Source organism: Nonomuraea sp. NPDC049625, assembly GCF_040675285.1.
Classification (GTDB): Bacteria; Actinomycetota; Actinomycetes; order Streptosporangiales; family Streptosporangiaceae; genus Nonomuraea; species Nonomuraea angiospora_A.
In genome coordinates this window covers 408,925-429,244 of the sequence record NZ_JBFAOQ010000007.1, presented here as the reverse complement: position 1 = coordinate 429,244, position 20,320 = coordinate 408,925, and the positions used below count along the sequence as shown (strand labels likewise).

General features: G+C 69.8%; 21 protein-coding genes. 8 read left to right on the top strand and 13 right to left on the bottom strand.

Annotated features, from left to right (window positions below; genetic code table 11):
• Positions 1 to 218 precede the first annotated feature (218 nt).
• From AB0J87_RS31070 to AB0J87_RS31060, 3 genes are read left to right on the top strand one after another with little or no spacing between them, the layout of a single operon-like run.
• The gene (locus AB0J87_RS31070; protein ID WP_355197335.1) at positions 219 to 893 is read left to right on the top strand and encodes a response regulator transcription factor; all 675 of its coding nucleotides are present in this window, start codon (positions 219 to 221) and stop codon (positions 891 to 893) included.
• The gene (locus AB0J87_RS31065; protein ID WP_363970779.1) at positions 890 to 2,302 is read left to right on the top strand and encodes a HAMP domain-containing sensor histidine kinase; all 1,413 of its coding nucleotides are present in this window, start codon (positions 890 to 892) and stop codon (positions 2,300 to 2,302) included. Before AB0J87_RS31070 ends, AB0J87_RS31065 begins: the two co-directional genes overlap by 4 nt.
• Complete coding sequence (locus AB0J87_RS31060) at positions 2,299 to 2,799, top strand: hypothetical protein (RefSeq protein ID WP_363970777.1); 501 nt, start codon at positions 2,299 to 2,301, stop codon at positions 2,797 to 2,799. Before AB0J87_RS31065 ends, AB0J87_RS31060 begins: the two co-directional genes overlap by 4 nt.
• Here AB0J87_RS31060 and AB0J87_RS31055 read toward each other — a convergent pair whose 3' ends face one another.
• The 8 genes from AB0J87_RS31055 to AB0J87_RS31020 form a co-directional block, all read right to left on the bottom strand.
• On the bottom strand, positions 2,800 to 4,119 hold the full coding sequence (locus tag AB0J87_RS31055) for a PhoH family protein (RefSeq protein WP_357733111.1): 1,320 nt from the start codon (positions 4,117 to 4,119) through the stop codon (positions 2,800 to 2,802).
• Between the two features lie 206 nt (positions 4,120 to 4,325).
• Positions 4,326 to 5,087 (bottom strand): isoprenyl transferase, encoded by a 762-nt coding sequence (locus tag AB0J87_RS31050; RefSeq protein WP_350725689.1) that lies wholly within the window; start codon positions 5,085 to 5,087, stop codon positions 4,326 to 4,328.
• Positions 5,088 to 5,138: 51 nt separating this feature from the next.
• Positions 5,139 to 5,639, bottom strand: a complete 501-nt coding sequence (locus AB0J87_RS31045; RefSeq protein ID WP_350725691.1) for a hypothetical protein — start codon at positions 5,637 to 5,639, stop codon at positions 5,139 to 5,141.
• Between the two features lie 122 nt (positions 5,640 to 5,761).
• Entirely contained in the window at positions 5,762 to 6,193 is a 432-nt protein-coding gene (locus AB0J87_RS31040; protein ID WP_363970774.1) for a hypothetical protein, read from the bottom strand.
• Positions 6,190 to 7,035 carry a DUF692 domain-containing protein gene (locus AB0J87_RS31035; RefSeq protein ID WP_363970772.1) on the bottom strand — a complete coding sequence of 282 codons (846 nt, stop codon included), beginning with the start codon at positions 7,033 to 7,035 and terminating at the stop codon, positions 6,190 to 6,192. The genes AB0J87_RS31040 and AB0J87_RS31035 overlap by 4 nt, the downstream gene beginning before the upstream one ends.
• A gap of 1 nt (position 7,036) precedes the next feature.
• On the bottom strand, positions 7,037 to 7,933 hold the full coding sequence (locus AB0J87_RS31030) for a TIGR04222 domain-containing membrane protein (RefSeq protein ID WP_363970770.1): 897 nt from the start codon (positions 7,931 to 7,933) through the stop codon (positions 7,037 to 7,039).
• A 148-nt stretch (positions 7,934 to 8,081) separates the two neighbouring features.
• Positions 8,082 to 9,875, bottom strand: a complete 1,794-nt coding sequence (locus AB0J87_RS31025; protein WP_363970768.1) for a phosphoenolpyruvate carboxykinase (GTP) — start codon at positions 9,873 to 9,875, stop codon at positions 8,082 to 8,084.
• 248 nt (positions 9,876 to 10,123) lie between these two features.
• Positions 10,124 to 10,645 carry a hypothetical protein gene (locus tag AB0J87_RS31020; RefSeq protein WP_363970766.1) on the bottom strand — a complete coding sequence of 174 codons (522 nt, stop codon included), beginning with the start codon at positions 10,643 to 10,645 and terminating at the stop codon, positions 10,124 to 10,126.
• Between the two features lie 358 nt (positions 10,646 to 11,003).
• Here AB0J87_RS31020 and AB0J87_RS31015 point away from each other — a divergent pair, with 358 nt between their 5' ends.
• Positions 11,004 to 11,180: a hypothetical protein gene (locus AB0J87_RS31015; RefSeq protein WP_363970765.1), complete on the top strand. Its 177-nt coding sequence runs from the start codon at positions 11,004 to 11,006 to the stop codon at positions 11,178 to 11,180.
• Here AB0J87_RS31015 and AB0J87_RS31010 read toward each other — a convergent pair.
• The 3 genes from AB0J87_RS31010 to AB0J87_RS31000 form a co-directional block, all read right to left on the bottom strand.
• Positions 11,177 to 12,334 (bottom strand): C40 family peptidase, encoded by a 1,158-nt coding sequence (locus tag AB0J87_RS31010; protein WP_363970764.1) that lies wholly within the window; start codon positions 12,332 to 12,334, stop codon positions 11,177 to 11,179. The two genes, AB0J87_RS31015 and AB0J87_RS31010, sit on opposite strands and share 4 nt — an antisense overlap.
• Positions 12,335 to 12,456: 122 nt before the next feature.
• Complete coding sequence (greA, locus tag AB0J87_RS31005) at positions 12,457 to 12,957, bottom strand: transcription elongation factor GreA (RefSeq protein ID WP_148437100.1); 501 nt, start codon at positions 12,955 to 12,957, stop codon at positions 12,457 to 12,459.
• A gap of 108 nt (positions 12,958 to 13,065) precedes the next feature.
• Positions 13,066 to 13,485, bottom strand: coding sequence for a DUF4307 domain-containing protein (locus tag AB0J87_RS31000; RefSeq protein ID WP_355197352.1), 420 nt, complete (start codon positions 13,483 to 13,485; stop codon positions 13,066 to 13,068).
• A 135-nt stretch (positions 13,486 to 13,620) separates the two neighbouring features.
• On the opposite strand from AB0J87_RS31000, the gene mca reads away from it, so the two are divergent.
• Genes mca through AB0J87_RS30985 form a run of 3 tightly spaced genes read left to right on the top strand, consistent with a single transcriptional unit; the run spans position 13,621 to position 15,001 of the window.
• Positions 13,621 to 14,505 carry a mycothiol conjugate amidase Mca gene (gene mca, locus AB0J87_RS30995; protein ID WP_350725707.1) on the top strand — a complete coding sequence of 295 codons (885 nt, stop codon included), beginning with the start codon at positions 13,621 to 13,623 and terminating at the stop codon, positions 14,503 to 14,505.
• A gap of 34 nt (positions 14,506 to 14,539) precedes the next feature.
• Positions 14,540 to 14,704, top strand: coding sequence for a hypothetical protein (locus tag AB0J87_RS30990; protein ID WP_192788033.1), 165 nt, complete (start codon positions 14,540 to 14,542; stop codon positions 14,702 to 14,704).
• The gene (locus tag AB0J87_RS30985; RefSeq protein WP_350725709.1) at positions 14,705 to 15,001 is read left to right on the top strand and encodes a GNAT family N-acetyltransferase; all 297 of its coding nucleotides are present in this window, start codon (positions 14,705 to 14,707) and stop codon (positions 14,999 to 15,001) included.
• On the opposite strand, the gene AB0J87_RS30980 is transcribed toward AB0J87_RS30985, so the two are convergent.
• Positions 14,984 to 16,132: a hypothetical protein gene (locus AB0J87_RS30980; RefSeq protein WP_363971089.1), complete on the bottom strand. Its 1,149-nt coding sequence runs from the start codon at positions 16,130 to 16,132 to the stop codon at positions 14,984 to 14,986. The two genes, AB0J87_RS30985 and AB0J87_RS30980, sit on opposite strands and share 18 nt — an antisense overlap.
• A gap of 158 nt (positions 16,133 to 16,290) precedes the next feature.
• On the opposite strand from AB0J87_RS30980, the gene AB0J87_RS30975 reads away from it, so the two are divergent.
• Positions 16,291 to 18,243, top strand: a complete 1,953-nt coding sequence (locus tag AB0J87_RS30975; RefSeq protein ID WP_363970761.1) for a thioredoxin domain-containing protein — start codon at positions 16,291 to 16,293, stop codon at positions 18,241 to 18,243.
• On the opposite strand, the gene AB0J87_RS30970 is transcribed toward AB0J87_RS30975, so the two are convergent.
• Positions 18,240 to 20,237 carry a transglycosylase domain-containing protein gene (locus tag AB0J87_RS30970; protein WP_363970759.1) on the bottom strand — a complete coding sequence of 666 codons (1,998 nt, stop codon included), beginning with the start codon at positions 20,235 to 20,237 and terminating at the stop codon, positions 18,240 to 18,242. The genes AB0J87_RS30975 and AB0J87_RS30970 overlap by 4 nt on opposite strands.
• Positions 20,238 to 20,320 lie beyond the last annotated feature (83 nt).

The window sequence follows — 20,320 nt, the reverse complement described above, 5'->3', positions numbered from 1 at the left end:
GGGAATCGCTTGGGGCCCCGTTGGCTAACTTGCTGGTAACCGTGGCGTTTCCGAAATAGTGTGATATTGCTCACACAAAAGACAGCTCGCCCTCGGAGGCCCGCAAACCGAAGGGGGCCGCTTCCAGGCTGCCTCGGCCACTTCCGTGTCCCATCTGTGACACGTCACAGTTTGGTGACTTAGTTCGGGCATTCGGGACATGGAATAATAATTTGTGCGTGGCAGGCATCCTCCTGGTTGAAGACGACCCCTCGGTGCGTACGGCTCTCGAGCTGGCGCTGACCCGGCAGGGGCATTCCGTCACCTCCTACGCGACCGGCGAGGAGGCACTCGACCACATCAGGGCCCGCCGCCCGGAGATCGCGATCCTCGACGTGATGCTCCCCGGGATCGACGGGATCGAGGTCTGCCGCCGCGTACGCAAGCTCGACCAGCTCCCCGTCATCCTGCTCACGGCCCGCGGCGACGACCTGGACGTGGTGGTCGGGCTGGAGGCCGGCGCGGACGACTACGTGGTCAAGCCGGTCGAGCCCCGGGTCCTGGACGCGCGCATCCGCGCCATCCTGCGCAGGGCCGAGTCCGCCGCCTCCGATCGCATCACCTTCGGCGACCTCGTGATCGACCGGGGCGCGCTCAAGGTCATGCTGGCCAACAAGGAGATCCACCTGACGCCGACCGAGCTGCGGCTGCTGCTGGAGCTCGTACGGCACCCGGGCCAGGTGCTCAACCGCCGCTATCTGCTGCGCGAGGTCTGGGACCACACGCACATCGCCGACTCGCGGCTGGTGGACGCCTGCGTGCAGCGGATCCGGGCCAAGATCGAGCCGAGGCCGGCCGAGCCCGTGTTCATCCACACGGTGCGCGGGTTCGGCTACCGCTTCAGCCCTCCGTGATCCCCCTGCCCACGGGACTGCGCGCCCGCCTCGTCATCACGTTCACCCTCGTCGCCGTCACCGCCTCGCTGCTGGTCGCCACCATCGGCTTCGAGCTGGCCAAGACGGCGCTCGTGACCCGCGAGGAGAACACCTCTCTCGACCTCGTGATCAGAGAGCTGGGCAGCATCACGTTCCCCATCGGCAAGCTCGCGCCCGGCGAGGCCGCGCCGACCATCAAGGAGCTGGACCGGGTCGCCGCCGCGCTGAGCGGGCCGGGCCGCAGCGTGATCGTCGAGTACGGCACGCTGGTCTCCACCGAGGGGCCCATGACCCTGAGCGACGTGCCCAACGAGCTCTACGGCCGGGCCAAGCAGAGCGTGGTCACCCAGCGCAAGGTCATCCGCAACCAGCTCTGGCTCATCGTCGGCGCCGAGGTCTACCGCGACGTCGACGGCGCTCCCCAGGCCACCGGGCTGCGCGCGTTCGCGTTCTTCCCGATGCGGGGCGACGAGAACCAGCTCAACACGCTCAGGGCCACGCTCGCCCAGGCCGGCGCCGCCATCGTGCTGATCGCGCTGGTCGTGGCGCTGCTGTCGGCCAGGCAGGTGCTGCTGCCGGTCAGGCGGCTGAGCGCGGCCGCGCAGGCGCTCGGCCAGGGCAGGCTGGACACGCGCCTGCCCGTCCACGGGCAGGACGAGCTGGCCGAGCTGACCTCCAGGTTCAACGACGCGGCCGCGGCGCTGGAGCTGAGCGTGTCCGAGCTGCGCTCGCTGGAGGCCATGTCACGCAGGTTCGTGGCGGACGTCTCGCACGAGCTGCGCACGCCCCTGACCGCCATGACCGCCGTGGCCGACATGCTCTCCGAGGAGGCGGGCCGGCTGCCGGATGCGCCGGCGGAGGCCGTCCGGCTGGTCCTCAGGGAGATCGAGCGCCTGCGCGAGCTGGTCGAGCACCTCATCGAGATCAGCCGCTTCGACGCGGGCACGGCCACGCTCAACGTCGAGCCGGTGAACGTGGCCGACGCCATCGCCGACTGCCTGGAGGTGCGCGGCTGGACCGATCAGGTGGAGGTGAAGGCGTCCCAGGGCTTGACGGTGAACCTCGACCCGAGGAGGTTCGACGTCATCGTGGCCAACCTGGTCGGCAACGCGCTCAAGCACGGGCAGCGACCTGTCATGGTGAGCGCCAGAGGCACGGAGAACGGCCTGGAGGTGAAGGTGCGCGACCACGGCAAGGGCATCCCGCGCGAGGCGCTGGCGCACGTCTTCGACCGCTTCTTCAAGGCCGGCGCGGGCCGGGCCCGCAGCCAGGGCAGCGGCCTCGGCCTCGCGATCGCCAGGGCGAACGTCCACCTCCACGGCGGCACGATCTCCGTACGCCTGCAGAATCCCGGCACGCTCTTCACGGTCTGGCTACCGCACTCATGACCCGCGCTCTCGTCCTCGCTCTCCTGCTCGCCCTGACGGCCTGCGGCATCTCGCCCACGGACGTCCAGGACCGGGGGAACGCGCCCACCATCAAGATCCCGCCGCCGTCCAAGACGATCTTCCTGATCAGGAACGGCAAGCTCGCCCTGGAGGCGGCCGACGTCGAGAACGACACCGTCGCCAGCCTGCTCGGCGCGCTCTTCGCGGCCTCCTCGCAACCTCTGGACGGCGGCCGGGACACCGCGCTGCGCGGGTTCACGTACCTGGGGATCAAGGACTCGCTGAACCCCGTGCAGCGCGACGAGATCCAGCTGCCCCGCACCTCGACGCTGACCGTCTACGTCAGGGGCGACGGCACGCTCACCAGGCTCGGCATGGCGCAGATCGTCTGCACGGCCCAGCAGGACGCGGCGTACGAGATGGTGAAGATCGTCCGGGAGAACGTGAACCGCCCCTCCAGGTCGGAGGGGCAGCACACCTGCGGCGAGCTCAAGTGATCACATCGTGATGTCCTCGAGCATCTCCGTCACCAGCGCCGCGATCGGAGAGCGCTCCGACCTGGTCAGCGTGACGTGTGCGAAGAGCGGGTGGCCCTTCAGCTTCTCCACCACCGCGACCACGCCGTCGTGCCGGCCGACGCGGAGGTTGTCGCGCTGGGCCACGTCGTGGGTGAGCACGACCCGCGAGTTGGCGCCGATCCGGCTCAGCACGGTCAGCAGCACCCCGCGCTCCAGCGACTGGGCCTCGTCCACGATCACGAACGCGTCGTGCAGCGACCGGCCTCGGATGTGCGTCAGCGGGAGCACCTCCAGCATGCCCCTGTCGAGCACCTCCTCGATAACCTCGGGCGAGGTGATCGCGCCGAGCGTGTCGTAGACCGCCTGCGCCCACGGGCCCATCTTCTCGCCCTCGGTGCCCGGCAGGTAGCCGAGCTCCTGGCCGCCCACGGCGTACAGGGGGCGGAAGACGACCACCTTGCGGTGCTGGCGGCGCTCCAGGACCGCCTCCAGGCCCGCGCAGAGCGCGAGCGCCGACTTGCCGGTGCCGGCCCGGCCGCCCAGCGAGACGATGCCGATCTCCGGGTCCATCAGCAGGTCGAGCGCGATGCGCTGCTCGGCGGAGCGGCCGTGCAGGCCGAACACCTCGCGGTCACCGCGTACGAGCTTCACCGACTTGTCCGGCTGCACCCTGCCGAGCGCCGAGCCCTTGGCCGACAGCAGCCGCAGGCCGGTGTGCGCCGGCAGGTCCCTGGCCTCCTCGAGGTCGGCGCTGCCCTGGTCGAAGAGCACCTCGACGTCCTCCGCGGTCACCTGGACCTCGGCCATCCCCGTCCAGCCCGACTCGTGTACGAGCTCGGCGCGGTATTCCTCGGCCGCCAGGCCGATCGAGGCCGCCTTGACCCGCAACGGCAGGTCCTTGGACACCAGGACCACGTCGCAGCCCTCGGCGGCCAGCGAGCGGGCCACGGTCAGGATGCGGGTGTCGTTGTCGCCCAGGCGGAACCCGACGGGCAGAATCGACGGATCGCTGTGATTGAGCTCAACCCTGATCGTGCCGTCCCCCGTGGGCATCGCCTCATCGAGCCTGCCGTACTGGACGCGCAGGTCGTCGAGGTAGCGCAGGGCCTTCCTGGCGAAGTAGCCGAGCTCGGGATGATGGCGCTTCCCCTCCAGCTCGGTGATGACCACGATCGGAAGAACCACGTCGTGCTCGGCGAAGCGTGTCATTGCCGCCGGGTCGGCCAGCAGGACCGACGTGTCCAGCACATACGTGCGCTTGGCCGACAGGTGAGTAGGGTTGCTCGAGGACACTGCCACACGTTCTCCCCCGGGCGCCCATAAGCGCGAGCGCCCTGCAGACGAGGCGGGAATCGGACCGGACCCACATCCCCGACCGCGAGCTGCCGTCGGCGCCGGGTACCGGCCCCCTCGGCAGATCTTGGTGCAAAGGCGGGCCCTCTCCGAAATGTCCGGCCTGCGGTCGGACATTTACTACGTTACGTTCTGAATGCCCCGTTGTCGCGTCATGAACCGTAACGTCGGTGTCTCGCAGCGTAGTCGCGCAGCGCCCGCAGGAAATCCACCCTGCGGAAGTCAGGCCAGTAGGCCTCGTGGAAGTAGAACTCAGAGTGAGCGCTCTGCCAGAGCATGAAGCCGGACAGGCGCTGCTCGCCCGAGGTCCGGATGAGAAGGTCCGGGTCGGGTTGGCCGCGAGTGTAGAGATGCTCCGCGATGTGCTCCACATCGAGCACCTCGACGAGGTCCTCGATGCTCGCCCCTTTGCTCGCTTGCTCCTGGAGCAGTGAGCGCACCGCATCGGCAATCTCACGCCTTCCTCCATACCCAACTGCAACGTTCACAATCAGGCCTGGACGGTGTGATGATGCTTCCTTTGCGTTTTTCAGGACATTCGCCGTCCGGTCCGGCAGCAGATCCAGCGCGCCGACCGGGCTGATCCGCCAGCCCTCGTCCACCAGCTCCTGCGTCACGTCCTCGATGATGCGCAGCAGCGGCTCCAGCTCCTCCTTCGGCCGGTTGAGGTTGTCGTTGGACAGCATCCAGACCGTGACGACCTCGACGCCCGTCTCACGGCACCAGTTGAGCAGCTCCGAGATCTTGTCCGCGCCCTTGCGGTGGCCGCTGGCGACGTCACGCATGCCCATCGCGCGTGCCCAGCGGCGGTTGCCGTCGATGATCACCCCGACGTGCCGGGGGATGATGTCCTTCGACAGCTTGGACTCCAGCCTGTGCTCATACAGCCGGTAGACCAGATCGCGCAGGCCCACGGAGTGCCTCCCCAGCGGTTGCCTTCGGTCGCATGACCCAACAGGCAATTATCACCGCGAATCGCCCGTGCCTGCTCCGTCTAGCGGATTCCTCGCCAGATCTCTACCTTCCAGACATCCTTCCGCCTCATCCACGAGGCTCCGGACGAACACCGACAGCTCCGACGACGTCAGCACCGCCCGCATGCCCACGCCCGTCGAGCCCCACGCCTCCACGTACGCCCTTCTGGTCAGCCGCCACTCGCCCTTGGTGGCCTGCCACACGGGGATGGTCCTGAGCTGGCAGCGCAGCTCCCCGCCGCCCACCAGGCCCGCTCTGGTGCGGTAGCGGAAGGAGAACAGCTCGCTGTCCGGGTCCTCGTCAGGGAACCTGTCGTCGGGGTCGGTCCACCGCCTGGCCGCTCCGCGTCCCTGCCTGGCCTCGTCCACCCCGCGCGCCAGGCGCGCGAGCAGCCAGCCGCACCGCTCTCCGACGCTCCCGTACGGCGTGCCGTCGCGACGCAGTTCGAGGGTGACCTCGTACGGCGTGCCGATGCTGTCCTTGCATGCCACTGGCGTGACGGTCAGATAAGAGCCGTCGACACAACGCAATCCCCCCATTCTCTGACGGTTTCCGGACGAATGCCTGCTAAACCGGCTATCCCTGATCCACCCCTGGCCGGTTGCGGCCACGCTCAGGGCAGGAATCGCGACCACCAATGGGGTTTGGGCGGCGGATCGGGCATGCGGCCGCGCTCGCGCAGCCAGGCGGCGAAGTCGTCCGCGTCGGTGCGGTAGCTGGGCGGCGGCTCGCTGCGGGACCGCGCGTAGGCGGCGAACTCCGCGGGCAGGTCGGAGCCGGCCGCGGCGGCGGCGTCGGGCCGGATCCTGGCCACGATGCCGCGCCGCTTGGCGACCAGGCTCGACGCCTGCACCCGCATCCGCTCCTGGTCGAACCCCTGGGGCAGCTCCGCGCCGGCGACGAGTGCCGCCACGACCTGCCCCTGCGCCTCGGCCAGCCGCCGCCGCGCCGCCCCCAGCCCCTCGGCGCCCGCCACCGCCGAGGGGACGTCAGCCGTCACCGCGGCCGGGGCTTCGGGGGCCGGGGAGCGGCGCCGGTCCGTCATCCGGGCTCCCCGGCCGCGGACATCGCCGTGCGGATCCTGGCCAGCTCGTTCCCCAGGGCGGCGTCGCTCGGGTACTCGTCGTCCCACTCCAGCAGCACCCCCGGCGGGGTGGCGCGGGCGCACAGCTCCGTGAGCAGGTCGAGCACCGGCTCCGGCGCGGAGGTGGTGTGCGTGTCGTGCCAGATGCCGTGGTGCTCGTACCCGCCGGCCACGTGGACGTACGCGAGGTGCTCCAGCGGCAGCGCGTCGAGCGCGTCCGTGGCCGACAACCCCAGGTTGAACTGGTTGGTGTAGAGGTTGGCCACGTCGATCAGCAGCCCGACCCCGGTGCGCTCGACCAGTTCGGCGAGGAACTGGGCCTCGGTCAGCTCGTCGTCCGGCCAGCCGAAGATGGCGGCGACGTTCTCCAGGGCGAGCGGCACCGGCAGCGCGTCCTGGGCTCTGCGCACGTTCGCGGTGATGACCCGCAGGGATTCGCGGGTGCGCGGCACGGGCAGCAGGTGCCCAGCCTCGATGCCGCCGCCCCGTACGAACGCCAGATGCTCGCTGACCAGCGGCGCGTCCAGCGCCTCCGCGCAGGCGGCCAGGTGGGCGAGCCGGGCCGGGGAGGGCGGCTCGGCGCCGCCGACGCCGAGCGACACCCCGTGCGGGACCACCGGCAGCCCCCTGGTGCGCAGCACGCGTAACGACTCGGGGAGGTCGGCGGGCTTGAGGTTCTCGGCGACGACCTCGAGGAAGTCGACGCCGGGCATCCGCTCGATGGACAGGTCCAGCTCGGCCCGCCAGCCGATCCCCACCCCCAGCTCGACCCCGGTACGCTGCCGTGCTCCCGGCTCGGCCATGTCAGCTCCCTCCTCCCCCGCAACCGCCGCCGCAGCCGCTCGCGCCACCGCAGCTCGACGAGCTGCCGCAGCCTCCTCCGCCGCTGCCGCATCCACTGGATCCGCTGTATCCGCCACCGTACGTCGCCCGCCGCCTGGGCCGGCGGGCCGCCCTGGCCGCGCGCAGGTCGGCCTTCACCTGCGCGCCCGGACCGTACAGCGCGGTGTGCACCCGCCCGCCGCCCGAGCCCAGCGGGTGCGTCTTCCTGGCGTTGCCGAGCCGCTCCACCCCGTGGGCGGTCAGCTTGTGCCGACGGGACTTCCGGCGGTTGGCGATCGCGGCGGCCGCGCCGGCGCCGGTGATCGCCAGGGCGATCAGCGAGAACGCCAGGAGCGGCTTCGTGCCCTCGGTGAGCACGGTGACCACGGCCGCCACGACCCCCGCGAAGGCCAGCGCCGACACCACCTGGAGGCCGGCGGCCAGCCGGTCGAGCCGCCTGGCGCGGTCGCCGGGCAGGACCAGGCCGGCGTCCGTGAGCTGGCGCTTGAGCTCGTCCATCGCCAGGCTCCTGCGCACCTCGGTCTTGAGCGCGGACGCCGTGAGTCCGGAACGGTCGGCGACGGTGGCCAGCACCACCTGCTCGACGGGGTCCCGCGACACCGACCGCGCGTGGACGCTGTGCACGTGCCCCCCGCGTGCCACGCGCAGATCTCCCGAGCCGGTCAGGAGAGCGATGGCAGTGCCGGCCACCTGCCCCGGGCCGCCCGCCAGATAGGCGATCTCGTAGTGGCTCAGTTTCTGACCCATGGCGCGAGTACGGGACGTCGTCGAGACGGCTTGCTCGCGTTTGAATGCGGAGGCGGTGGTTAAGGCTGTCGCGGCCAGAGCCACCGAAAGGATCAGCAGGAACAGGTCCATTTAGGCCTCCCTCCGTACAGCCGAATAAGGCTGGTTATCGGAAGGACGCGTAAGGCAGCGGTAAAGGTTTCGTTCTGCTCATTTAGATTATTCGAATTTCGTCGGCGGCTCCGTCGAGTCGGACGGAGCCGCCGTACCGCACGAGGGATCAGCCGAGGCGGTCCAGCAGGGCGTTGTACTCGTCCCACAGTTCCTTCGGCAGATGCGAGCCGAACTTGTCGAAGTGGGCCGGGATCAGCGATGCCTCCTCGCGCCACACTTCCTTGTCGACCGACAGGAGCGTGCGCAGGTCCTCCTCGGTCAGGTCCAGGCCCTTGGTGTCGAGGTCGGCCGGCAGCAGGCCGATCGCCGTCGGCACGGCCTTGGCCTCACCGTTGAGCCGGTCGACGATCCACTTGAGCACGCGGCTGTTCTCGCCGAAGCCCGGCCAGATGAACTTGCCCTCGGCGTTCTTGCGGAACCAGTTGACGTAGTAGATCCGCGGCAGCTTGGCGCCCTTGCGGCGGCCGATCTCCAGCCAGTGGTCGAAGTAGTCGCCCATGTTGTAGCCGCAGAACGGCAGCATGGCGAACGGGTCGTGGCGCAGCTCGCCGACCTTGCCCTCGGCCGCGGCGGTCTTCTCGGAGGCGACGTTGGCTCCGAGGAAGACGCCGTGCTCCCAGCTCAGCGACTCTGTGACCAGAGGCACGGCGGTGGCGCGGCGACCGCCGAACAAGATCGCTGAGATGGGCACACCCTTGGGGTCCTGCCATTCGGGCGCGATGGTCGGACACTGGGCGGCGGGAGTGGTGAAGCGGGCGTTCGGGTGGGCGGCCGGCTCGTCGCCGCCGGGCGTCCAGGACCGGCCCTTCCAGTCGGTCAGGTGCGCCGGCGGCTCCTCGGTCAGCCCCTCCCACCACACGTCGCCGTCGTCGGTGAGCGCGACGTTGGTGAAGATGCTGTTGCCCCAGAGCGTCTTGATCGCGTTGGCGTTGGTCACCTGGCCGGTGCCGGGCGCGACGCCGAAGAAGCCGGCCTCCGGGTTGATCGCGTAGAGGCGGCCGTCGTCGCCGAAGCGCATCCAGGCGATGTCGTCGCCGATCGTCTCGACCTTCCAGCCCGGGATCGTGGGCTGGAGCATGGCGAGGTTGGTCTTGCCGCAGGCGCTCGGGAAGGCGGCCGCGACGTAGCGGGTCTCGCCGGACGGCGGCGTGAGCTTGAGGATCAGCATGTGCTCGGCCATCCAGCCCTCGTCGCGGGCCATGGCGCTGGCGATGCGCAGGGCGTAGCACTTCTTGCCGAGCAGGGCGTTGCCGCCGTAGCCGGACCCGTACGACCAGATCTCGCGGGTCTCGGGGAAGTGGCTGATGTACTTCGTCGAGCTGCACGGCCAGGGCACGTCCTGCCGACCGTGCTCCAGCGGCGCCCCGACGGAGTGGACCGCCTTGACGAACTCGCCCCTCTGCTCGATCAGTCGGAGCGCCCTGTCCCCCATCCTGGTCATGATCCGCATGGAGACGGCGACGTACGGGGAGTCGGTGATCTCGACGCCGAGCTGCGAGATCTCGCCGCCGAGCGGGCCCATGCAGAACGGCACGACGTACATCGTCCGGCCGCGCATGCAGCCCTTGAAGAGCTGCCGGAACGTCCGGCGCATCTCGTCGGGCGCGATCCAGTTGTTGGTCGGGCCCGCGTCCTCCTCGCGCTCGGAGCAGATGAAGGTACGGTCCTCGACCCTGGCCACGTCGCTGGGGTCGGACTTGGCGTAGAAGCTGTTGGGCCGGGCGGCGAGTCGCGTGAACGTCCCCTGATCCACGAGCAGGTTGGTCAGGCGCGTCCACTCCTCTTCGGACCCGTCGCACCACTCGATCCGGTCCGGCTGGGTCAGGGCGGCGATCTCGTTCACCCACGCGGCCAATTCGCCATTGCTGGTCGGTGCGGGCACTTCCACGGAAACGGACACGACTGCGACTCCTCCACTGTCTCAGGGCCCAGTCATCATTAACGACGAAGCGGCATGAAAGCCAATTGGCATAGACCTGTTGGCTTGACCGTCGCCGCAGGCAGCGGCCCTGACGATTGGGGGAGCCTACCCAGCCCGAGCAGATTTAAAAGAGAATTAACATGCAGTGGTCCAGTCCAATTCCGATGGTCTAAACCAATTTCCCCAGTGGTTTAGTCCATTTCCGCGCCCGTTTCCGCTGCGTGGTCTCAGGAATTGACGTCGGGCCCCTCGGAGCGAACGCGGTCGACGTGCTGGAGCGCGTCCCGCAGGTCGGCGAGCCAGGTGTCGGTGTGCTTGCCGACCAGACGTACGCACCAGGCGAGCGCGTCGCTGCGACTCCTGGCCACTCCCGCGGCCACGAGCGTGTCCAGAACCTGCCGCTCCGTCTGACGCAGCCGGGTCATCACGGGCACGGAGAGTGTGGTGAACATCACAGTCTCGCCGCCGCAGACCACACCCCAGGACACCTTCTGCCGGAACTTGCGCTCGGCCTCCCGGGCGATCTCGATCCGCCGCTCGCGCGTCTCCTCCCTGAACCTCCTGGCCAGCCCTTCGACCAGAGCGGCCCGCTCGGCCTCCGGCACGTCGTCCGGGGGGTCGGGGAGGGTGCCGAGCACCGCGATCTCCTCGCGGTCCCTGACGATCTCGGGCGCTCCGGTGAACCAGCCCTCGGGCAGCCGTCCGGTGAACCAGCCGTGAATCTGCGCGGTGTCGTCGTCTGTTGCCATGTAATCACCATTACACAATTGCACGCGAAATGCACGCCTCCGGGACCGCGTTTACGCACCCCACCGCCCCCTCCCCCCTCATGCCAACCTCCCGCCCCACCCGCCCCACCGGCCCCGGAAGGGCCACGCCGCGAGGTGCTCACGGGGGGCCTGATCACGCGCACCCCAGCGACGGGCGCGGGGGCACGGCGCGGGGGCACGGCGCGGGCGGACCGTCGTCTTGCGGGCCTCGCGGGTGGGCCTAGGGATGCGCGGCACGGCACGGCACGGCGCGGGTGCGCGCACCGGGGGCGGGCCGTCGGTCGTTGCCCGAGCGCGCCGTGCCACCACCCGCCCGCAGCATCGTGGCGCGGCCCAGGTGGGACGCTGTGCGCGCGCGTCGGCGGCGTGCGGCGCCGGGCAGCCGGGGCCGGGCTGGCCGGAGCCGGGGCTGGCCAGGGACGGGGCCGGGCTGGCCAGGGACGGGGCCGGGCTGGTCGGGTACGGGGGTGGGCTGGTCGGAGCCGGGCTGGTCGGGGGACGGGTGGGGGGTTAGCGGACCTTGGCGGCGGCGACTGGGCTTATGCGGACGACGCCTGCCAGGTTGCGGGTGTGCACGGGCGAGATCTTGACGACATCGCCGGTGCGCGGCGCCTGGATCATCTTCCCGTTACCCCAATAAATCGCTACATGGGAGATGTAGTCGGGATTGGTCGGGTCAAGGCGCCAGAAGATCAGATCGCCCGGCTGCGCCTGCGACAGCGGAACCTGCGGCCCGGTCACCCACTGCTGGTGCGTCACCCGGGGCATCCGTACCCCCGCCTGGGCGAAGGCCCACTGGACCAGGCCGGAGCAGTCGAAGGTGTCGGGCCCCTCGGCGCCCCACACGTACGGCCGGCCGAGCTTGGAGGCGGCGGCCTTCAGCGCCACGGTGATCTGCTCGCCCGTCATGAACGACCCGGAAGGCCAGCTACGGGTCGGGGTCTGCGGCTGCGGGAGGACCGGGTTGACCATGGCCACCTGCGTGCCCTTGGGCAGCCGCTTGAGGATGGCCCTGCGCAGCGTCTCGGAGTTGGTCTCGGGGGCGCTCACGATGAGGGCGTTGTCGTGCGGGAGTCCTAAGGTCCGCCCCACGTTCTTGGACACGACGGCGTCCACCGCGCCGAACCCGGTGGTGGCGTACGCGCCGATCCGCAGCGTCCCGGCCGGGCTGGCCACGCGCCGGTGCAGCGCGAGCCCGCCGTCGTTGCCGAGCACGAACGAGACCGCCACGTCACCCGCCGCGACGTTCTGCCAGAGCGCGTCGGACGAAGCGGTCACCTTCGGCGTGTACGAGCGGAACGTGGACGGATTGACCGCCAACGTCTGCACCCGCTTGTCGTCGAGCATGACGGATGCCGCGTCGGCCAGCTCCAGGGCCCGCACCCCGCGCAGCTTGGCCACCTTCCGTAACAGCTCGTTGGTGAACGGCTTGCTGGTCAGCACGAACAGGTTGGGCTTGTGCAGCTTCTTCAGCGGCTCCACCGGCTGGACGGTGGTGACGGGTGGCGGTTGCTGCTGCCCCTGCTGCTGTTGCGGCCGGCGCTGCGCCAGCGGCGTCTGCTTGAGCGTGGCCTGCGCGCGTACGGGACCGACGTCCTGCCCGGATCGCGCGAGCAGCAGCACGTCGGCGGTCAGCACCGCGACCAGCGCCACCACGATGAACGGCACCAGCTTGTACGTGTTGCTCCGCTTACGAGAGTTGACCAGGAAGCTGAGATCCTGCCGGATCCCTGACGCACGCGAAAAATCCGCCGGGCCAGCGTGGGCCCGGCGGTCGTCCTGCGGGGGTGTCAGTTGCCGATGTACGGCACTGCCTCAAGGATCTCGACCGTGTTCTGGCGGCCGTTGGGCATGGAGTAGGTCGCCTTCTCCCCGATCTTCTTGCCGTTGATCGCCGCCCCCAGCGGGGACTTCGGCGAGTAGACGTCGATCGGCGCTCCGCTCTCTTCGCGGGAGGCGAGCAAGAAGGTGACCTCGTCGTCGTCGCCAACGAACCGGATGGTCACGGTCATGCCGGGGCCCACCACGCCCTCGGCCTTGGGGGCCTCTCCCACCTGGGCGTTGTCGAGGATCTGCCGGAGGTGGAAGATCCGGGCTTCCATCTTGCCCTGCTCGTCCTTGGCGGCGTGGTAGCCACCGTTCTCACGCAGGTCGCCCTCTTCGCGGGCGGCTTCGATCTTCTTGGCGATGTCGACGCGCCCGGGGCCAGAGAGATATTCGTACTCCGCCTTCAGGCGGTCGTACGCCTCCTGCGTCAGCCATGTGACGTTCTCATCGCGAGAGTCGGCCACGGGTTCTCCTTGCTTGCCTAGGGGGCCCTGAGATCACTTGAGGTTACGTGTGGTTGAATTGCGAAAGGCTAACAAGTCAACCGCTCCAACGCTTCCCCAAACGTCTCACTATACGAGATTGCAGTACTGGATGTGGACGGAAGTGGCCTCACCACTGGTGTCGAGGCTTTCCTTGATCTGCTTACTACCCCCGCCAGCCGGGATTCTTACTTCCTTGCTGCCCACTTCCGCGTGATAGACGTCCAGCGCCCTGATCCGGCAGACAGCCACCCTATCGTCTGGCTTGTACACCTCAAAGGTGATCTCCGCGCGATTCGCGCTGACGACGTTGAACGTCACCACCTGCGACGGCGCCTCCGAACCGCCCGCCGTCATCGACCACATCACGTAACCCCAGCCACCCGCGATGATGGCCACCAGCACGCCGATCACGACGTGGACGACCAGCCGCCCGCCTCGTTTGGGGCGGTCGGGGAAGTCGTCGGGTGTGCCGAGAACTGGTTGGTTCTCGACATCTCTGGTCGCCATGGCGGAATCTCCCTGCACTCCCTGAGCGTTATCCGAGACAATTGTCGCCCGCGGGGGGTGTGCCCTCGCGACCGCCCAGCAGAAACTAACCTCTCTGGGCGAGTGACCGGTCCCTACTGAGGAGACATCGAGCCCGTGAGTGCACCGCTGAGGCTGATGGCCGTCCACGCCCACCCCGATGACGAGTCGAGCAAGGGCGCCGCCACGATGGCGCGTTACGTGCGCGAAGGTGTGGAAGTGCTGGTCTGTACGCTCACGGGTGGTGAGCGGGGCTCCGTGCTCAATCCGAAGATGGATCGGCCCGAGATCGTGGCGAACATCGCCGCGGTGCGCAAGGCCGAGATGGACCGGGCCCGCGAGATCCTTGGCGTGCAGCAGCGTTTCATGGGCTTCGTCGACTCCGGGCTGCCGGAGAACGAGGACGAGGCGCTGCCCGAGGGCTCCTTCGCCACGCAGAAGCTGGAGGACGCCTCGGCGCCGCTGGTGGCGGCCGTGCGGGAGTTCAGGCCGCACGTGATCATCACGTACGACGACGACGGCGGCTACCCCCACCCCGACCACATCATGACCAACAAGGTCTCGGTGGAGGCCTTCGAGGCCGCCGGCGACCCCGACCGCTACCCGGGCACGGGCGACCCGTGGCAGCCGCTGAAGCTCTACTACCAGATGGGCTTCACCAAGGAGCGGTTCGAGGCGCTGCACGAGGCGATGACCGAGCGTGGCCTCGGCTCCCCGTACGCCGACTGGATCTCCCGCTGGGAGGACCGCCCGGCCAAGTGGCCGGTCACCACGCGGGTGCCGTGCGGCGACTACTTCGAGATCCGCGACCAGGCCCTGATCGCCCACGCCACCCAGATCGACCCCGACAGCTGGTGGTTCGTCTGCCCGCGCGAGCTGCAGCAGGAGATCTGGCCGACCGAGGACTACCACCTGGCGCGCTCGCTGGTGGACACGGAGCTGCCGGAGGACGACCTGTTCGCGGGCATCCACGCCGAGGACGTCTCCCCCGCCTGCCACTGACGGGACCACGCTCCCCCAGTGGCAGACTGGAACTGTGAACGTTCTAGCAGCAGGTGATGTGAGTCCGGGCCTGCTCGGCTTCCTCGTCGTGGCTTTCCTCGGCTTTGCCCTGTACTTCCTGGTCAAGTCGATGAACAAGCAGATGTCGAAGATCCAGGTCCCCCACGAGGGCGACGTGGACGACAAGAAGGCCGAGTAGATGCCGATCGAAGTTGTCGACAACTCGACGGAGAGCCGGTTCGAGGTGCTCGTGGACGGCAAGGTCGCCGGATTCGCCGACTATCGCCTGCTGCCCACCAAGATCGTCTTCACGCACACCGAGGTCCTGCCCGCGTACGAGGGGCAGGGGCTGGCGAGCAGGCTGGTCGCGTTCGCGCTCCAGGCGAGCGCCGACACCGGCCTGCGCGTCGTGCCGCTCTGCCCCTACGTGGCGAAGTACATCAAGCGTCACCCCGAGTTCCAGCACCTGGTCGACAGCTCATTCGGCAGCGCGTGACCAGGCTCGTTCCAGCGCCTTGGGCAGGCCCCACCAGCCCAGCGGAGTGAGCACCTCGTCCTTGTCCACGATGCCGAGATAGCCCCACAGGCTCACCACCGAGCCGAACAGGCTCTCGGTCGCGTTGAGATCGTCGGTGTCCTGCTCGTCGACGTCGATGTCCTCCGACTCGGCGATGAGCCGCGCCATCCGCTCGGGCGAGGCCAGCACCCCCGGGCCCAGCCTCGCCAGCGCCGCCACCCCGGCCAGCCAGTCGGCGTGCTGGATCGCGCAGAGGTTGGCCAGCGTCGCGTCCTCCAGGGTGAGCTCCCCGTCCAGGTCGACGAACTCCTCCAGCAGGTCCCCGCTCTCCGACAGGTCCGAGATCGGCCCCGCGATGCCCGCCGCCACCGCCAGCCACAGCTCACCGTCGTCGTCCGGCATCGGGCCTTCCTCGAACCCGGCGCAGGCCCGCAGCACGTTGGCCGGGTAGCCGGGCAGGGCGAGCAGCGTGCGCAGGCGCGCCGCCGCCGCATCCAGCTCGCCGGCGGGCAGCTCGGGCTGCGCGGGCAGGCCGGCGAGGATCCGCCGCAGCTCCGACAGGGCGAACGCCTCCTCCTCGTCCCAGATCGCGAACGACTCCTCGTCCAGCTCGTCGCTCACCGCGAACCCGGGCACCCTGCCGTCCGCCAGCGGCGTGCCGAGCCAGCGCTCCTGCAGCTCCTCGTACGCGCCGCGGGCCGCCCGATCGCCTTCCGCCAGCGCGTCGGGGTCGATCTCACCGGCCTCGACCCGTTCCTCCAGGTACGCGACCAGCCGGCCGAACATCTCCACCGCCACGGGCCCGCGCTCGTCCTCCTCCGGCCAGACGAAGTAGCTGGGCGTCATGAGGATCGGCTCGGTGCCGGTGGACTCGACCCAGCGCTGCACGTCGCCGACCGTGGCGACACCCGCCTCGATCGAGCTGAGCGTGGTCTTGGCGGACTCCCAGAACGGGCGGGAGAGCGGGTTGCCCGCCGCCATCATCGCGCGCCGCAGGTCGGGCAGCGCCACCAGCGCCACCCCTGAGGGAACGGCCAGCAGGGCGCGTGCCACGTCCCTGCGGGTGACGGCGCCGACCGGGCGGCCGGCGTGTGCGCAGACGAAGTCCATATCCACGCCCCGTAACCTAGCCCGTCCCGGCCTCCCCAGTCAGCCGCCCCCGGCTCTCGTTCGGCGAGCGCCCCGTCCGAGCACCGGGGCAGCGGGCGGGCCGTGCGGCGGGAGAGGCCCGGGCCGGGGGCGGACTAGGCTGATCAGTGGAGGTCCTGATGAACCGCTTGAAAGACGCCACGAGCCCCTACCTGCTGCAGCACGCGGACAACCCCGTGGACTGGCACCCCTGGGGTGAGGAGGCGTTCGCGGAGGCCAGGCGGCGGGACGTGCCGCTGCTGATCAGCGTCGGTTACTCAGCGTGTCACTGGTGTCACGTGATGGCACACGAGAGCTTCGAGGACCCCGGCACCGCGCGCCTGATGAACGAGCACTTCGTCAACATCAAGGTCGACCGCGAGGAGCGGCCGGACGTGGACGCCGTCTACATGGGGGCCACCCAGGCGATGACGCGCCAGGGCGGCTGGCCGATGACGGTGTTCGCCACTCCCGAGGGCCACCCGTTCTACTGCGGCACCTACTTCCCGCGCCCCCACTTCCAGCGCCTGCTCACCGAGGTGCACAACGTGTGGGTCGGCGACCGGCAGTCCGTGCTGCAGCAGGGCGCCAAGGTGGTGGAGGCGCTCACCACGAACACCACGCTGCCCAGCGGGGCCGTGCCCAAGGAGGAGACGCTGGCGCTCGCCATGCGCAACCTGGGCCAGGAGTTCGACGGCGTCAACGGCGGCTTCGGCAGGGCGCCGAAGTTCCCGCCGTCCATGGTGCTGGAGTTCCTGCTGCGCTCGGGCGAGCGCGAGATGAGCGGCGAGACGCTCGGGTCGATGGCCCGCGGCGGCCTGTACGACCAGCTCGGCGGCGGGTTCGCCCGCTACAGCGTCGACGCGGAATGGGTCGTGCCGCACTTCGAGAAGATGCTCTACGACAACGCGCTCCTGCTGCGCGTCTACACGCACTGGTGGAAGGCGGGCGGCGGCGAGCTCGCGCGGCGGGTGGCGCTGGAGACGGCCGACTGGCTGCTGCGGGAGATGCGCACCGAGGAGGGCGGGTTCGCCTCCGCGCTCGACGCCGACAGCGAGGGTGTGGAGGGCAAGTTCTACGTATGGACGCCCGAGGAGCTGCGCGAGGTGCTCGGCGAGGACGACGGGCGCTGGGCGCAGGAGCTCTTCGAGGTGACCGGCACGTTCGAGCACGGCACGTCCGTGCTGCAGCTCCCGCGCGATCCCGACGACCCGGCGCGCTACGCGAGCGTCCGCGAGCGGCTGCTGGCCGCCAGGGAGCAGCGCGTACGCCCGGGACGCGACGACAAGGTCGTGGCCTCGTGGAACGGCCTGGCCATCGCGGCCCTGGCGGAGACCGGCGTGGTGTTCGAACGCCCCGACCTCGTGGCGGCGGCCACGGCCGCGGCCGGCCTGCTCGCGAGCACGCACGTGGCGGACGGCAGGCTGCTGCGGACGTCCAAGGACGGCAGGGCGGGCACCAACGCCGGGGTGCTCGAGGACTACGCCAACCTGGCCGAGGGCCTGATCTCCCTGTACGGCGTGACCGGCGAGCCCAGGTGGCTCCGGCTGGCGGGCTCGCTGCTGGACACGGTGCTCGACAGGTTCGCCGACGACACGGGCGGCTTCTACGACACGGCCGACGACTCCGAACGGCTCTTCCAGCGGCCGCAGGACCCCACGGACAACGCCACCCCGTCGGGCCAGTTCGCGGCCGCGGGCGCGCTGCTCTCCTACGGCGCCCTGACCGGCTCCACGCGGCACAGGGAGGCCGCCCAGGCCGCGCTCGGCGCGGTGTCCGTGCTGGCCACGGGGCACGCCAGGTTCGCGGGCTGGGGCCTCGCCGTGGCGCGGGCGGCGCTGGACGGGCCCGTGGAGGTGGCCGTGATCGGCCCGGCCGACGACCCGCGCACGGCGGAGCTGCACAGAGAGGCGCTGCTGGCCGACGTGCCGGGGCTGGTGGTCGCCCGCGGCCCCGGCGACTTCCCGGAGCTGCTGGAGGGGCGCGGGCTGGTCGGCGGGGCGCCTGCCGCGTACGTGTGCAAGGGGTTCACCTGCCGCCTGCCTGTGACGACTGTCGATGACCTGCGGGCGGAGCTGGGCGCGGCGCGCTAACCCGACTGCGGGCGGCCCGTGGTGGCGTCGTTGATCGTGTCGCCCCCGGTCGTGGGCTGGTCGGGCGCCTGCTGCTGCGTGGACGGCGGGCCGGTCTGCTCGTCGGGCTGCTGCTGGTCCTGCTGCGGCCCGTTGTCGCTCGGCTGATCCGTCACCGGCGGGTCTGTGGACGGGGGCGCGGTGATGTCGGGCTCGGGCGTGTTGTCGAACCAGTCGTTCGGGTCGGACGGCGGCGTGTACTCCTGCTGGGGACCGTCCTGGTTCTGGTCGGGCGACGAGTAGTCGGGGCCCCAGCCGTAGTCGGACGGCTCGGGGAACTCCTCGACCGGCTTGCCCGCCATGGCCTCGGTCATGAACGCCCGCCAGATCTGCGCCGGGAGCTGGCCGCCGAACTGCGTGCCGTACCCGGGGATCGTGACGGTGGCGTTGTCCTCCCTGAACATGTCGACGGCGACGGCGAGCTGCGGCGTGAACCCGTTGAACCAGACGCTCTTCGACTTGTCCGTGGTGCCCGTCTTGCCGGCCACCGGGCGGTCGTAGAGCCGGGCGCCGGTGCCGGTGCCGTACTTGACGACCTGCTGCATCGCGTACGTGGCGTCCCCGGCTGCCTGCTCGCTGACCACCCGCGTCGAGACCGGCTCGACGGTCTTCTTCTTGCCCTCGGCGTCTGTGACCGACATCACCACGTGGGCCTCCATGTGCACGCCCTTGTTGGCGAACGTGGAGAAGCCCGAGGCGTTCTGGACGGCGCTGACCGAGGAGACGCCGAGCGGGAAGGACGCGTAGCTCTGCTGCTTCTCGAGCTGCGTCTTGGGGATGCCCGCCTTCTCGGCGACGGCGGCGACCTTGTCCAGGCCGACCTTCTGGCCGAGGTCCACGAACGCGGTGTTGACCGAGTTCTGGGTGGCCTGCACCAGGTCGATCTCGCCGTAGGAGCGGTCGCTGTCGTTGGGGATCGGCTTCGGGTCGGACGCCACGCGCATCGGCGAGTTGCCGTCGACCCTGGTGGACAGGTCGAAGCCGTTGTCGAGCGCCGCCGCCAGCGTGTACGGCTTGAACGTCGAGCCGGCCTGGACCTTGGCCGAGAACGCGCTGTCGTACTGGGACTGCGCGGGGCTGCCGCCGTAGAACGCGACGATCTCACCGGTGGCCGGATCGACGGCCGCCAGCCCCGTGTGGACCTTCTTGGGCGTGGCGTCGGGCAGCACGTCCTTGACGGCCCGCTGGGCGGCCTGCATGAGCTTCTTGTCGAACGTCGTGACGATCTTCAGCCCGCCGCCGTTGATGTCCTCGTCGGAGTAGCCGCGCCGGTTGAGCTCGGCCGTCACCTGCTCCAGCATGTACTGGGCCTGCCCCTTGAGCTCGAACGGCTTCTTCGGCGCCGCGAGCTTGGGGAAGCGCTGGGCGGCGACCTGGGCGGGCGTCAGCATGCCGGTCTGGCCCATCGCGTCGATCACGGACTTCCAGCGCTCCTGGGCCGCCGCCAGGTCGGGGCCCTTGGGGTCGGCGAAGCGGCTGGGCTGCTGGATCACCGCCGCGAGGTAGGCGCCCTCGGCCACGCTGAGCTGGCCGACGTCCTTGCCGAAGTAGGCGCGGGCGGCCGACTGGACGCCGTTGGCGCCGCGGCCGAAGTAGATCGTGTTGAGATACTGCTCGAGCACCCAGTCCTTCGACTTGGACTGGTCGACCTTGATCGCGATGAGGATCTCTTTGAACTTCCGGGTGACGGAACGTTCCTGGCTGAGGCCGCTGTAGTAGTTGCGCACGAGCTGCTGGGTGATCGTCGAACCGCCCTGGAGCTGCTGCCCGGTGACGGTGGACCAGACGGCCCGCGCGGTGCCCTTGACCGAGACGCCGCCGTCGTCGTAGAAGGAGCGGTTCTCGGCCGCGATGACCGCCTGTTGCACGTGCTTGGGAACCTTGGCCAGCTCGACGCTCTTGCGGTCGATGCCCTGGCGGGCGAGCACGGTCTTGCCGTCGCGGTAATAGATCACCGAACCCTGCGCGGTGGCCTGCTTCTGCGTGGAATCGGGAATAGGCGTCAGCGCCCATGCGACCGCGAAAAGCCCGACGAGTA

Bases quoted from the DNA above. Each gene is read 5' to 3' on its own strand.
- AB0J87_RS31060 (WP_363970777.1), top strand. From the start codon at position 2,299: ATGACCCGCGCTCTCGTCCTCGCTCTCCTGCTCGCCCTGACGGCCTGC.
- AB0J87_RS31040 (WP_363970774.1), bottom strand. From the start codon at position 6,193: ATGACGGACCGGCGCCGCTCCCCGGCCCCCGAAGCCCCGGCCGCGGTG.
- AB0J87_RS31035 (WP_363970772.1), bottom strand. From the start codon at position 7,035: ATGGCCGAGCCGGGAGCACGGCAGCGTACCGGGGTCGAGCTGGGGGTG.
- AB0J87_RS31030 (WP_363970770.1), bottom strand. From the start codon at position 7,933: ATGGACCTGTTCCTGCTGATCCTTTCGGTGGCTCTGGCCGCGACAGCC.
- AB0J87_RS31020 (WP_363970766.1), bottom strand. From the start codon at position 10,645: ATGGCAACAGACGACGACACCGCGCAGATTCACGGCTGGTTCACCGGA.
- AB0J87_RS31000 (WP_355197352.1), bottom strand. From the start codon at position 13,485: ATGGCGACCAGAGATGTCGAGAACCAACCAGTTCTCGGCACACCCGAC.
- AB0J87_RS30985 (WP_350725709.1), top strand. From the start codon at position 14,705: ATGCCGATCGAAGTTGTCGACAACTCGACGGAGAGCCGGTTCGAGGTG.
- AB0J87_RS30980 (WP_363971089.1), bottom strand. From the start codon at position 16,132: ATGGACTTCGTCTGCGCACACGCCGGCCGCCCGGTCGGCGCCGTCACC.
- AB0J87_RS30975 (WP_363970761.1), top strand. From the start codon at position 16,291: ATGAACCGCTTGAAAGACGCCACGAGCCCCTACCTGCTGCAGCACGCG.